General features: G+C 35.1%; 13 protein-coding genes. 10 read left to right on the top strand and 3 right to left on the bottom strand.

The window, feature by feature from the left end; translation table 11 throughout:
* Positions 1-117: 117 nt before the first annotated feature.
* Entirely contained in the window at positions 118-795 is a 678-nt protein-coding gene (locus KCG49_RS05200) for a Crp/Fnr family transcriptional regulator (protein WP_218545137.1), read from the bottom strand.
* Between the two features lie 110 nt (positions 796-905).
* Here KCG49_RS05200 and KCG49_RS05195 point away from each other — a divergent pair, with 110 nt between their 5' ends.
* The 8 genes from KCG49_RS05195 (at position 906) to KCG49_RS05160 (ending at position 9,561) form a co-directional block, all read left to right on the top strand.
* Positions 906-3,281: a heavy metal translocating P-type ATPase gene (locus KCG49_RS05195; protein ID WP_218545136.1), complete on the top strand. Its 2,376-nt coding sequence runs from the start codon at positions 906-908 to the stop codon at positions 3,279-3,281.
* Positions 3,282-3,356: 75 nt separating this feature from the next.
* Positions 3,357-3,542 (top strand): cbb3-type cytochrome oxidase assembly protein CcoS, encoded by a 186-nt coding sequence (gene ccoS, locus KCG49_RS05190; protein ID WP_218545135.1) that lies wholly within the window; start codon positions 3,357-3,359, stop codon positions 3,540-3,542.
* Between the two features lie 10 nt (positions 3,543-3,552).
* The gene (gene ccoN / locus KCG49_RS05185) at positions 3,553-5,745 is read left to right on the top strand and encodes a cytochrome-c oxidase, cbb3-type subunit I (protein ID WP_218545134.1); all 2,193 of its coding nucleotides are present in this window, start codon (positions 3,553-3,555) and stop codon (positions 5,743-5,745) included.
* A 7-nt stretch (positions 5,746-5,752) separates the two neighbouring features.
* Positions 5,753-5,938, top strand: a complete 186-nt coding sequence (locus tag KCG49_RS05180; RefSeq protein WP_218545133.1) for a CcoQ/FixQ family Cbb3-type cytochrome c oxidase assembly chaperone — start codon at positions 5,753-5,755, stop codon at positions 5,936-5,938.
* Complete coding sequence (locus tag KCG49_RS05175) at positions 5,935-6,909, top strand: cbb3-type cytochrome c oxidase N-terminal domain-containing protein (protein WP_218545132.1); 975 nt, start codon at positions 5,935-5,937, stop codon at positions 6,907-6,909. Before KCG49_RS05180 ends, KCG49_RS05175 begins: the two co-directional genes overlap by 4 nt.
* A gap of 21 nt (positions 6,910-6,930) precedes the next feature.
* Positions 6,931-8,355, top strand: a complete 1,425-nt coding sequence (gene ccoG, locus KCG49_RS05170) for a cytochrome c oxidase accessory protein CcoG (RefSeq protein WP_218545131.1) — start codon at positions 6,931-6,933, stop codon at positions 8,353-8,355.
* Between the two features lie 55 nt (positions 8,356-8,410).
* A complete protein-coding gene (locus KCG49_RS05165; protein ID WP_218545130.1) occupies positions 8,411-8,857 on the top strand; it encodes a FixH family protein in 447 nt (148 codons plus the stop codon).
* Between the two features lie 2 nt (positions 8,858-8,859).
* Positions 8,860-9,561, top strand: a complete 702-nt coding sequence (locus KCG49_RS05160) for a sulfite exporter TauE/SafE family protein (RefSeq protein WP_218545129.1) — start codon at positions 8,860-8,862, stop codon at positions 9,559-9,561.
* A 107-nt stretch (positions 9,562-9,668) separates the two neighbouring features.
* Here the strand turns inward: KCG49_RS05160 and KCG49_RS05155 are convergent, their stop codons facing one another.
* A complete protein-coding gene (locus KCG49_RS05155) occupies positions 9,669-10,502 on the bottom strand; it encodes a universal stress protein (RefSeq protein WP_218545128.1) in 834 nt (277 codons plus the stop codon).
* Between the two features lie 11 nt (positions 10,503-10,513).
* A complete protein-coding gene (hemN, locus tag KCG49_RS05150) occupies positions 10,514-11,878 on the bottom strand; it encodes an oxygen-independent coproporphyrinogen III oxidase (RefSeq protein WP_218545127.1) in 1,365 nt (454 codons plus the stop codon).
* 87 nt (positions 11,879-11,965) lie between these two features.
* Here hemN and KCG49_RS05145 point away from each other — a divergent pair, with 87 nt between their 5' ends.
* Positions 11,966-12,454 carry a YdeI/OmpD-associated family protein gene (locus tag KCG49_RS05145; RefSeq protein WP_218545126.1) on the top strand — a complete coding sequence of 163 codons (489 nt, stop codon included), beginning with the start codon at positions 11,966-11,968 and terminating at the stop codon, positions 12,452-12,454.
* A gap of 62 nt (positions 12,455-12,516) precedes the next feature.
* Positions 12,517-13,092: a superoxide dismutase family protein gene (locus KCG49_RS05140; RefSeq protein WP_218545125.1), complete on the top strand. Its 576-nt coding sequence runs from the start codon at positions 12,517-12,519 to the stop codon at positions 13,090-13,092.
* The last annotated feature ends 32 nt before the right edge of the window (positions 13,093-13,124 follow it).

Genomic DNA, 13,124 nt, shown 5'->3' with positions numbered 1-13,124 from the left:
ACTGGAGTAAAGCCGGAATGTGAAAGCTAAAACATTACTTATTTAATAATCAAAAAAATAAAAGTAATTAGGTTTTTTATTTCATTCAGAATGACATCTTTTCAGATGGTGACATTCTTACTCAATCCATCTAAGACTTCTATAATCTTCGATCTTTATACGCTTACCAGAAGTTGAGATTATACCCTCTTTCTTAAACTGAGAGAGTATTCTAATCGCAGACTCTGTAGCTGTACCCACTATACTTGCATAATCCTTACGAGATAGCACAATACTTAAATATCCATCATCATCAGTCCCAAAATTATCATGAATGTACATAAGGATTTCAGCCATTCTACATTTTACGGATTTCTGCGCCATTTTAACTAAAGATTCATCTGATACTTTTAAGTCTTCAGCCATTTTCTTTAGAACATCCATGGTGAATTTTGGATTCTTTGTTAAATCGTTCATGATTTCACTCTTCGGAATAAAGCACATTTCCATGTCATTTAAAGCTACTGCACTTAAGTTGGTTTTCTGCTCAGATACTAAAGAGCGTTTACCCAACAAACCTCCTTTAACAACCAATTTAACAACTTGGTCTTTTCCATTCTCACTTAGTTTAGTGAGTTTGCAAACACCATCTCTCACGCAATAAACTCCATTGAGCGTTTCACCTTCCTCAAATATTACCTGGCCTTTTTTGTAGATTTTGCCTGTTTTGCATGCAGAGACACGCATTAATTCTTCGCGCGTCAGCGATTTTAAAGAGTTAAATTCTCTAATAATACAAGATTCACATTTACTCATACCTATTGTTTTGTGATCGTAATTCAAAGATACTAATTACATGACAAATATCATATTTTAAAAGTTAATGTTGTGTCACCTTTGTTACAGGTATAAATGAGCAAATAAAAATGGAAAACGATACGTGTTTTCATTGTGGTGATGATTGTGGTAATCACGCAATTACGTTTCAGGAAAAATCATTTTGTTGTAATGGTTGTAAAACTGTTTTTGAGATTTTTAACGAAAATGATTTAACCTGTTATTACGATTTACAAAATTCTCCTGGTGCCATTCCCAAGGAAATAGAGGGTAAATACGATTTTCTTTCACAAGAGAACATCATTGAAAAGCTTACAGAATTTAGAAGTGACGATATAGAAATTGTAACACTTTACATTCCTCATATTCATTGTAGCTCTTGTATTTGGATATTGGAAAACCTAAATAAACTCAACCCAAGCATATCGGATTCTCAAGTCAACTTTGGTAAGAAAACAGTTAGAGTTACCTACAGTTCTAAAACAACTGATTTAAAATCCATTGTTTTGTTACTTAGCTCAATTGGCTACGAACCTTACATAAGCTTAGACGATTTTAAATCAGGAAAAAAGCATATCAATAGAACACTAATTTATAAACTTGGTGTTGCAGGTTTTGGATTTGGAAATATTATGTTTCTATCTTTTCCTGAGTACTTTGAAGTCAATGAATACTGGCTAGAGCAGTACAAACCTATGTTTCGCTGGTTAATGTTTGCACTTTCTGTTCCTGTGGTTTTCTACTCGGCACAAGATTATTTTATTTCGGCATTTAAAGGTTTAAAGGCAAAACTCCTTAACATTGATGTGCCAATTGCATTGGGGATATCTGTACTTTTTATTCGAAGTACAGTTGAAATTATGTTCGACTTAGGTTCAGGCTTCTTTGATAGCTTGGCAGGTTTGGTATTCTTTCTTTTGGTTGGAAAGTTCTTTCAGCAAAAAACCTATGATTTCCTATCCTTTGAGCGCGATTATAAATCCTACTTTCCTATTGCCATAACTAAAATTGAAAAAAACGGTAACGAAAACTCCATTCAGGTTTACGATATTAAAAAGGGAGATCGTCTTTTAATTAGAAATGAAGAATTAATTCCTGTTGATGGCATATTAATAAACGGCAAAGCTAAAATAGATTATAGCTTTGTAACTGGTGAATCCCAAACTGTTTCAAAACGATCTGGCGACAAACTCTTTGCAGGTGGCAAACAGACAGCTGGAGTTATTGAACTCGAAGCCCTTAAATCTGTGGAGCAGAGTTATCTAACACAATTGTGGAGTAACGATGTTTTCAACAAAAACAAAGAAGATGGTTTTACAAATATTACCAATAATATTAGTAAACATTTTACTATTGCCATTTTAGCCATTGCCATAGTTGCTACAACATTTTGGCTATTTAACGATGCCAGCAAAGCCATGAACGTATTTACAGCAGTACTGATTATTGCATGTCCTTGTGCTATTGCTTTATCTGCGCCTTTTACATTCGGGAATTTATTGAGAATCTTTGGAAAGCTGAAATTCTACATAAAAAATGCCAGTGTCATTGAACAATTAGCGCAAATCAACACCATTATTTTTGATAAGACAGGCACCATCACCTCAAATAAAAGCAGTAATGCGCAATACGATGGACTATCTTTATCTGAATCTGAAAACTTAGTTCTTAAGAATTCGCTTCGCGGATCTAATCATCCATTAAGCAGAACACTTTACAACATCTTAGAAGAAAACAATATTGTTACGCTAGATGGCTTTAAAGAACATATCGGAAAGGGAATTGAAGCCAAGCACGACAATATAAATCTTAAAATTGGATCAGCTAGTTTTGTCGGTAAGCCAGAAGAAACTTCAGTTTTAAACACTACCGTTCATATTAGTAGTAATAAAGTTTATAAAGGAAAGTTTACGTTTTATAACAGCTATAGAAAAGGGGTTTCTAAATTATTCAATCAACTTAAAAAGCAATTTGATTTGGTAATTCTATCTGGAGACAATGAGGGTGAACGCGAAAATTTAAAAAAATTACTTCCAGCTAAAACCAAATTAATTTTCAACCAAAAACCTGAGGACAAGTTAGAGTTTATCAAATACCATCAGTCTGAAGGTGCAAAAGTACTTATGATTGGGGATGGTCTAAACGATGCCGGTGCATTGGCACAAAGCGATGTTGGTATTGCTATATCCGAGGATGTTAATGTCTTCTCTCCCGCTTGCGATGCCATTTTAGATGCTTCAAAGTTTAAAGAACTCTATCAATACATCAAAGCTTCAAAATCAGCTATAAAAATTATTAAATGGAGTTTCGTTCTCTCATTTATATATAACATCATTGGATTGTATTTTGCAGTTACAGGTCAATTGGCACCTGTTGTTGCCGCAATATTAATGCCTTTGAGTTCTATTAGCATTGTGGTTTTTACGACAATTTCCACCAATCTTTTAGGGAGAAAATTAAAATAAATAATTCAACATGATAAATATCATGTTTTAAAAACAAGTTCAAGAGTAATTTTGAGCCATAACTTCAAAATAGGTATGAGTGTTATATATATTTTACTAACTGTTAGTGTCATTGTGGGCGTTGCTTTCTTTTTCATATTCATTGCCGCTGTGAAATCAGGACAGTATGATGATAGTTATACGCCTTCAGTACGTATGCTCTTTGAAGACGAACTCGTAAAATCAGAAACCGAAAAATCAACAGATATAAAAACTGACTAATTTTTTTAATATGGAGATGCAACAATTCTATTACGATAATAAAATCGTTAAAAAATTCCTCTACGCCACCATACTTTGGGGCGTTGTTGGTATGCTGGTAGGCCTTATTCTGGCCTTTATGTTTTTATTCCCAAATATGACGGATGGAATATCGTGGCTAAGTTTTGGTCGTTTAAGACCGTTACACACTAATGCTGTGATTTTTGCCTTTGTAGGTAACGCAATTTTTGCAGGTGTATATTACTCATTACAGCGTTTACTAAAAGCAAGAATGTTTAGTGATTTTCTTAGTAATTTCAATTTTTGGGCTTGGCAATTAATCATTGTGGGAGCAGCAGTCACCTTGCCTTTGGGTATAACAACCTCAAAAGAGTATGCAGAGCTTGAGTGGCCTTTTGATATTGCCATTGCTTTAGTATGGGTTGCGTTTGGTGTTAATATGATCGCCACAATTCTAAAGCGTCGTCAAAGACATTTGTATGTAGCTATTTGGTTCTACCTTGCAACCTTTGTTACCGTTGCTGTACTTCATATTTTTAACAGTTTAGAATTGCCTGTAAGCGGACTGAAGAGTTATTCTGTTTATGCTGGCGTACAAGATGCCTTAGTACAATGGTGGTACGGACATAATGCTGTTGCATTTTTCTTAACAACACCTTTCCTCGGATTGATGTACTATTTTGTGCCTAAAGCAGCGAATCGTCCAGTATATTCTTATCGCTTATCTATTGTTCACTTTTGGTCATTAATCTTTATATATATCTGGGCTGGACCTCACCATTTATTATATACCGCTTTACCAGAGTGGGCTCAGCATTTGGGTGTTGCGTTTTCAGTAATGTTAATCGCACCATCTTGGGGAGGTATGATTAATGGATTGTTGACTTTACGTGGAGCATGGGATAAAGTACGTACTGATCCCGTTCTTAAATTTATGGTTGTTGCAATCACTGGTTACGGTATGGCAACATTTGAGGGTCCAATGCTTTCACTTAAAAACGTAAATGCTATTGCGCACTTTACCGATTGGATTATTGCCCATGTGCACGTAGGTGCATTAGCCTGGAATGGATTCCTTGCTTTTGGTATGATCTATTGGTTAATTCCAAGATTATTTAAAACAAAACTACATTCTACAGGCTTAGCAAATATGCATTTTTGGATAGGCACTTTGGGTATTATACTATATGCACTACCAATGTATGTTGCTGGCTTTGCTCAAGCTAGTATGTGGAAACAATTTAATCCAGACGGAACTTTGGTTTACGGTAATTTCTTAGAAACAGTAACTGAAATAATGCCAATGTACTGGATGCGTGCCATTGGTGGCACACTTTATATCACTGGTATGCTAATACTTGTCTATAACATCATAATGACTGTTGTAAAATCCGAGAATAAAGTCACTGATGAGTTGGCAGAAGCACCCGCTTTACAACGTGTATCTAAAAGACGTGTAGCTGGTGAAGGTTGGCACACTTGGTTAGAGCGTAAACCAGTTATGTTAACCATATATGCTACGATAGCAATATTAATTGGTGGTATTGTTCAAATTATACCAACAATTGTTGTAAAGTCTAATATTCCTACTATTAGCAGCGTACAACCTTACACACCTCTGGAGTTGGAAGGTCGTGACCTATATATTAGAGAGGGCTGTGTTGGCTGCCACTCTCAAATGATACGTCCGTTTAGAAGTGAAGTAGAACGCTATGGAGAATACTCCAAAGCAGGCGAGTTTGTATATGATCACCCATTCCTTTGGGGAAGTAAACGTACTGGGCCAGATCTGCACAGGATTGGTGGCAAATATTCCGATAACTGGCACTTAAACCACATGTACGATCCACAAAGCACCTCTAGTGGTTCCATTATGCCTGCTTATCAATGGTTGGTAAAAAACGAGTTGGATAAGTCCATGACCGAAAAGAAAATGGAAACCATGGTAAGTTTAGGAGTACCTTATACTGAAGAGGATATTGCCAATGCACAAGCTTCTATGTTAGAGCAGGGCACACAAATTGAAAAGAACCTTTACTCAGATCCTGATTTTGTTAAAACCTATGAGGCAGATAAACAAGCTGGTGGTGAAGATTTCGTAGAAATGCGAAATCGAGAAATCGTAGCGCTGATTGCTTATTTACAGCGTTTAGGAACCGATATAAAGGTAAAGGATATTACTAACGAAACTGCTCAAAACTAAGAACGTCATGCTAAAATTTGTAAAAAATCATATGGAAAGCATCACAGGTATAGAAATCTATCCTATGATATCGCTCCTCATATTCTTTATTTTCTTTGTAATACTATTCTATTGGGTATTTACCGCAAAAAAAGAATACATATCAACCGTTAGTAATTTACCATTAGATAACCAAAACGACACTATATCATGAGAAATCTAATCCCATCATACATAAGAGTGCCTCTTGTATTTTTTGCCATTGCTGCACTCGTAGAATACTTCATTGATTCAGGTGATCAACCTGCATTTATGGAACAACCAATTATCTTATTATTCTTATTGTTAGTACTGCTTATACTTATTGCCATTGAAGGTATAGTAAGCTCTATGGATAATATATTGTATCAAAGTTTAGATGAAGAAGGTAGAGCACGTATGGATGCTAAAAGAAATAGTCCTTCTAAATTAGGTCTATGGATTAAAGATACATACAGTAAACTCTTGGGCTCTAAACCAATTGAACAAGAGGGTGAAATTATCTTAGACCACAATTACGATGGTATAAAAGAGCTTGATAACAACTTACCGCCGTGGTGGGTCTATAGTTTTTATCTTACCATAATTTTTGCGGTAATTTACATGATTCGTTACCATGTACTCAATGCTGATGATCAGTTTGCTGAATATGAAATTGAATATGCCGAAGCCAACAGAGCTATTGAAGAATATAAAAGAACCGCAAAGAATTTAGTCGATATTAATACCGTTGAAGTATTAACTGAGGCAGGAGATCTAAATGCTGGTAAAAAAATATTTGAAGTTAACTGTGTAGCTTGCCATAAAGCCGATGGAGGTGGCGGAATTGGACCAAACCTTACCGATGAAAATTGGATTTTAGGCGGAGGTATTAAAAATGTATTTAGAACAATTTCTGAAGGAGGTCGTGATGGAAAAGGTATGGTGTCTTGGAAATCTGAGTTAAAACCTCTTGAGATGGCACAAGTAGCCAGTTATGTTCTTCAATTTCAAGGTACAACTCCCGCAGAACCTAAAGCTGCCGAAGGTGAAGTGTGGATAGACGCCACCTTAAAAGATACAGAAACTGGTGAAGAAGTACATGATGTAAAAGTTGAAGTTAAAAACGTTATCAACGATTCATTAGAGACTTCTATTAATTATTAAATTCTAATGCTGTTCTAAAAAATGGAAACGCCAGAAAATGAAGTTTTTCGAGATTCAATAGGTACCATTAATAAAGAAGGTAAACGTAATTGGGTATTTCCTAAAAAACCTTCTGGTTATTTTTATGAAAAACGAAAAATAGTTAGCTATGTTTTATTGGCGTTCCTATTTGCTGCACCTTTTGTAAAGGTTAACGGTAATCAATTTTTATTGTTTAATGTCCTAGAGCGACGTTTCAATATTTTTGGATTTCCGTTTTGGCCTCAAGATTTTCATTTGTTTGTGATTTCAATGATAATTGGTGTGGTATTTATCACACTATTTACCGTTGGATTTGGTCGTATTTTTTGTGGATGGATTTGTCCACAGACCATTTTTATGGAAATGGTGTTTAGACGTATTGAATATTGGATTGATGGAGATCGAAACAAACAAATGCGACTGGCTAGGCAAAAGTGGGATGCAGAAAAGATTAGAAAGCGACTTTTAAAATGGCTTATTTTTTTAGCTGTATCCTTTTTAATCGCAAATGTTTTCCTCGCCTATTTAATCGGCAGTGATAAATTACTCGCATATATCGTTGAGGGGCCGTTTAAGCACATGGGCACTTTGATACCGTTACTGATTTTTACTGGGGTATTTTATTTTATTTTTGCGTGGTTTAGGGAACAGGTATGTATTATCGCATGTCCTTATGGGCGATTACAAGGCGTACTACTGGATAACAAATCTATAGTTGTTGCCTACGACCACAAACGTGGCGAAGGCGAAAACGGAAGAAAGAAGTTTAGAAAAAATGAAGATAGAACAGCTTTAGGTCATGGAGACTGTATAGACTGTTTTCAGTGTGTACATGTTTGCCCAACGGGAATAGACATAAGAAATGGTACACAGTTAGAATGTGTGAATTGTACAGCTTGTATCGATGAATGCGACATCATTATGGAAAAAATTAATCTCCCTAAAGGATTAATTAGATATGCGAGTGAAGATAACATAGAGAAAAAAGCACCTTTTAAACTCACTGCTCGTATGAAAGGCTATATAGCAGTTCTCGTAATTTTAATTGGTATTTTAGGAGGAATGCTAGCCTTAAGAAATGACGTTGAAGCTGTAGTTTTAAGATTACCAGGTCAATTATATGAGCATAAAGACAATGGTATTATAAGTAATGTCTTTACCTATAAATTAGTGAATAAAACCACCGAGAATATAGAAGACATTAGCTTTAAGTTAAGAGGTCTTGAGGGAGAAATTAAATTAGTATCAACCTCAGATACATTTAAAATAGAAGCTCAAGGTATTGCTGAAGGCACCATGTTTATAGAATTGAGACAAAGTGATCTCTCTGGCGATAAAAATAAATTGAGACTAGACGTTTATAGCAATGAGGAATTAATCGAAACTACAACTGTTAGTTTCCTTGGGCCTCGCAGTTATAATTAAAAAGATAAATAAAGAGATCCTGAAACAAGTTCAGGATAGCAAAATAAATTTTGTTATGAAAATAAATTGGGGAACAGCCATCGTCATTGCATTTGCTTGTTTTATAGCTTTCATTATGTACTTTGTTATTAGTATGAGTACAGATAAAAAATACGACCATGATTTAGTCGTTGAAGACTACTATCAACAGGAACTAAAATTTCAAAATGATATTGAAAAAGAAGAAAATTCAAAAACTCTAAAAAGTGATATTTCTTGGCATAAAGCAGAAGAAGGTATAGTGATTATGTTTCCTGAAAATTTGGACATAAAAAATATTGAAGGTACAGTGTTCCTATACAGACCACCTAATAAACATCTGGATTTTGAAACTAAGATTTCATTATCTGACCACAATTTGCTCATACCTGACAAACGTTTACTAGATGGTCGCTGGAACATTAAAATTGATTGGACGTATAATTCTAATCCATATCTTTTTAAAGAAGAAATTGTGTACTAAAAGTGTTAGTTTCTGCGCTCATATTAGGTCTATTGGGAAGTCTACATTGCGTTGGCATGTGTGGCCCAATTGCCTTTATGTTACCTGTAGATCGTTCTAACTCTTTTAAAAAAGTAAGTCAGATTGGTGTTTATCATTTTGGAAGATTATTGGCCTATAGTTTAATTGGCTTGGTTTTTGGCTTGGTTGGCAAAAGCCTCTACATTTTTGGAATTCAGCAACAGCTATCAATTGCCATTGGTATTATTATGATTGTCTTGGTAATTATACCTTATAAAACTATAGGTAAGTATAATTTGTCCCAACCCTTAAACAAACTCATATCAAAAGTAAAGTCAAATTTGGGTAAAGCCTTAAAAAAGAAGACAGCAGATACATTTTTAACTATTGGTTTTTTAAATGGGTTTTTACCTTGTGGTTTGGTATATATGGCCGTTTTTGGAGCCATAGCAACGGGGAGTTTACTCCAAGGAAGTTTTTATATGATTTTATTTGGATTAGGAACCATACCCTTAATGACTTCAGCGATATATTTAGGAAAATTTCTAAACCACACTGTAAAACAACGCATCCAAAAAGCAATTCCTTTTTTTGTGATAATCATTGGAGTTTTGTTTATCCTTCGTGGTCTAGGTTTGGGAATTCCTTACCTCTCTCCCATTCCGGTTGTTGAAACAGTTTCGAGTGCTATAGAATGCCATTAATATATTTATATTAAGCTGTGTTAATTTAAAATAAAAAACACCAGAGAATCTAATCCTTGGTGTTTTAACTTGACATTACAAAATCACTAACTAACAAATATCAAGTATTATATTTTAAAGGTCATTACCGGCAATGTAGAATGGTTAGCTATATCCTCAGAAATACTGCCTTCTAAGAAATGTGCCAAGCCTTTTCTACCATGTGTAGCTACGGCAATAACATCAGCTCCAATAACATTAGCATAGTTTAAGATGCCCTTTTCTATAGAATAATCTGAAACTACATTTACTTTACTCAAATTTTCTAAATCACCATCTGCTTTCTTCAAGAATCTAGAAACCTGTTTATCTATTTCTGTGGAGCTTTTAAAATTACCGTCTGGTGAGTTCACATAAACCAGGTGCATTTTCACTTTAAGCTTATCAAATGTTACTTTTGCTTTAAGGTATGGAGTAACAGCTGCATCGGAAAAGTCGCTTGCAAATACTCCGTTTTCAAACTCCATTAAAATAGGGTTGTGTTTTATCACTAAAACAGGCACATCTGAATAACGTACCACCTTTTCGGTATTAGAACCCACTAAAACTTCCTTAATTCCACTGGCTCCGTGAGAACCCATTACTATAAGATTAGCATTGTGCTCATTGGCAACATCATTAACTTCACTCCATACTTTAAAATGTTTAACTATTGGTGCGACTTCAATACCATCTAAGTATGGTTTATCTAAAAATTCTTCAAACTTTTTCTCGGCTAACTTTAAGTAAAATACAGCCTCTTCGTTTAACGTATCATTACCTACCGAAATAATAGCATTGGACAATTCCAGCATATGCAAAACAATCAGTTTAGAATGGTGCTTTTTAGCAATATAAGCTGCGGCTTCTAAAGCATATTCTGAATGCTCAGAAAAGTCTACGGGTACAATAATTTTTTTCATAATATCAGTTTTTAAATAGTCATAGAAAACAACTGAGTATTTGGTTTTTTACGCTGTAGAAGCAAATCAAACGCCATACAAATATTTCTAATAAAAGGTTTCCCTTTTTCTGTTACGGTTACTTGCCTTCTTTCAAACTCAATTAAACCGTCTTGTTCAAATTCTTTAAGTTTTATAAGGACTTCTGGTAGTTCTTTAAATGCCATTTCAGCATGTAACCAAGAGGTTTTAAAATGGCACATTAAATTAAGAATATGCTTTCTAATTATAAGATCTTCAGCATTCAAAATATGTCCACGATAAACAGGTATAATATCCTCATTCACTAAATGATAATAGTCCTCTATTGATTTTACATTCTGGGCAAATCCATACCAACTATCGCTAATTGAGGATACGCCTAGACCAATCATGGCCTGAGTTTTAGAGGCTGTATATCCCATAAAATTACGATGCAAGGTTTCGGTTTCCATGGCTTGGTAAAGCGAATCTTTCTTAAGTGCAAAATGGTCCATTCCTATCTCTTCATAGCCAACTTGCTCCAATAAATGCTTTCCTGTTTCATATTGCTGGCGCTTGGATTCACCACTTGGTAAATCCCCGTCCTTAAAGCCACGTTGGCCATTCCCTTTTATCCAAGGTACATGTGCATAGCTATAAAATGCTATGCGATCTGGCATCAAAGCTTCCGTTTTTCTTATGGTTTCTACAACATCTGCTTCCGTTTGAAATGGTAATCCAAAAATAATATCATGTCCCACGGAAGTGTAACCTATCTGTCTTGCCAATTCTGTAACACGCTTTACATTTTCAAAAGGCTGAACACGATTGATGGCCTTCTGGACTTTTAGGTTATAATCCTGAACTCCAAAGCTTACACGTCTAAATCCTAAATCATATAAGGTTTTAAGGTGTGCTTCGGTTGTGTTGTTTGGATGACCTTCAAAACTAAACTCATAGTTTTCTGCCAAATCAGATACTTTTAGTAATTCAGAAATTAAAAACTCTAAATTTTGTGGTGAAAAAAACGTAGGGGTACCACCACCGAGATGTAACTCTTTAATTTTTGGCTTACCTCCCAGAAGTTTTCTGTACAAACTCCATTCTTTTAGGAGTGCCTTTATATAAGGAGATTCTACTTCATGCCGTTTTGTAATACGCTTATGGCAACCACAAAACGTACATAGGCTTTCGCAAAATGGCAAATGTAAATACAAACTCAAACCTTCAGAATCATTACTCTCTTCAAATGATTTTTGCAAGGATGTTTTCCATAGCTGTAACGAAAATGTATTAATATCCCAATACGGAACTGTAGGGTAACTGGTGTACCTTGGGCCCGCAACATTATATTTATTAACTAAAGATTGGCACATAAGCGTTGACTTCAATATTCAAAATTAAATCTACATGTGCTTAAAAAATATGATATTTGTCATGTAAACGATTTAATCAGAGGTATTATGCTAAAAAGTAAACCTTTTGAAGTCTCCTTGGCTGATAAACAAAGTGTGATTTTACCAGATAAGCACATCACAGAATTTATTGAAAACAAACATAAACGCATAAAGGTTAAAGCTTCATCTCCTCATAATGAAATTGAGTTCTATGCTGCTCTAAAACGTGAAAAAAGTGGCTTGTATCGCATGTATTTTAGTAAAGCCAAGCAAAAAGAGCTCGAGGTTTTTATGAACGATTATTTTACAATTCAGGTATTTGAAGACACATCGAAATATGGTGTGGAAATGTCAGAAGAACTCAAGGCCGTTCTACTAAGCGATTATGAAGCCTATACAATTTTTGAAGATCTTACACCTGGTCGCCAACGAAGTATTATATATACGATTTCTCGATACAAATCCTCACAAAAACGTATTGATAAGGCCATATTGCTTACTGAAAATTTAAAACGAGGCGTTAAAGACCCTAAATTATGGCTAAAGAAGTTTTGAATTGGCATTTGCAGAAGCGCTGTGATATTATTAACTTTACTAAAAACTAAAATTATCCAATCATGAAAAACATAACGTTAGCTGCTATTGCTTTTGCACTTGTATTTGCAACATCTTGTAAGGAGAACAAAAAAGAAGAAGTAAAAGAAACTGAAGTGGAAGAGGTTGTAAAAGAAGCCTCGACAAAAAAAGAATTAACCATCAGTTTATCACCCAAAAGTGACAGCCAAGTTGAAGGTACAGTAACCTTTAAAGAAAAAGACGGAATTGTAAGTATGACCGCTTATATGACAGGTTTGAGCGAAGGTGAACACGCCATACACATTCATGAAAAAGCAGATTGTACATCACCTGATGGAAAATCTTCTGGCGGTCACTGGAATCCAACCGGACAACCTCATGGGAAGTGGAATGCTGAAACAGGTTATCACAAAGGTGATATTGGTAATTTTAAAGTCGTAGCTGACGGTAAAGGTACAGTTACAATGACTACAGACCAATGGTGTATTGGCTGCGGTGACGAGACCAAGGATATTTTGGGAAAAGCTGTGATTGTACATGAAGGTACAGACGATTACACATCGCAACCCTCAGGAGCAGCTGGTGCTCGCGTAAGCTGTGCCGGTATTATTGAATAATTACTACATCACATTTGGTTTCACTTATTTTC

This window comes from Winogradskyella luteola (genome assembly GCF_019203985.1).
Lineage (GTDB): Bacteria > Bacteroidota > Bacteroidia > Flavobacteriales > Flavobacteriaceae > Winogradskyella > Winogradskyella luteola.
The sequence above is the reverse complement of the archived record's forward strand: the minus strand, read 5'-3'. Positions and strand labels throughout refer to the sequence as shown.

Excerpts from the sequence above, each read along its gene's own strand:
- KCG49_RS05175 (WP_218545132.1), top strand. The coding sequence starts at position 5,935 with ATGAGAAATCTAATCCCATCATACATAAGAGTGCCTCTTGTATTTTTT.
- KCG49_RS05140 (WP_218545125.1), top strand. The coding sequence starts at position 12,517 with ATGAAAAACATAACGTTAGCTGCTATTGCTTTTGCACTTGTATTTGCA.
- ccoN (WP_218545134.1), top strand. The coding sequence starts at position 3,553 with ATGGAGATGCAACAATTCTATTACGATAATAAAATCGTTAAAAAATTC.
- KCG49_RS05200 (WP_218545137.1), bottom strand. The coding sequence starts at position 795 with ATGAGTAAATGTGAATCTTGTATTATTAGAGAATTTAACTCTTTAAAA.
- KCG49_RS05155 (WP_218545128.1), bottom strand. The coding sequence starts at position 10,502 with ATGAAAAAAATTATTGTACCCGTAGACTTTTCTGAGCATTCAGAATAT.
- ccoG (WP_218545131.1), top strand. The coding sequence starts at position 6,931 with ATGGAAACGCCAGAAAATGAAGTTTTTCGAGATTCAATAGGTACCATT.
- hemN (WP_218545127.1), bottom strand. The coding sequence starts at position 11,878 with ATGTGCCAATCTTTAGTTAATAAATATAATGTTGCGGGCCCAAGGTAC.
- KCG49_RS05195 (WP_218545136.1), top strand. The coding sequence starts at position 906 with ATGGAAAACGATACGTGTTTTCATTGTGGTGATGATTGTGGTAATCAC.
- KCG49_RS05165 (WP_218545130.1), top strand. The coding sequence starts at position 8,411 with ATGAAAATAAATTGGGGAACAGCCATCGTCATTGCATTTGCTTGTTTT.
- KCG49_RS05180 (WP_218545133.1), top strand. The coding sequence starts at position 5,753 with ATGCTAAAATTTGTAAAAAATCATATGGAAAGCATCACAGGTATAGAA.
- KCG49_RS05145 (WP_218545126.1), top strand. The coding sequence starts at position 11,966 with ATGCTAAAAAGTAAACCTTTTGAAGTCTCCTTGGCTGATAAACAAAGT.
- ccoS (WP_218545135.1), top strand. The coding sequence starts at position 3,357 with ATGAGTGTTATATATATTTTACTAACTGTTAGTGTCATTGTGGGCGTT.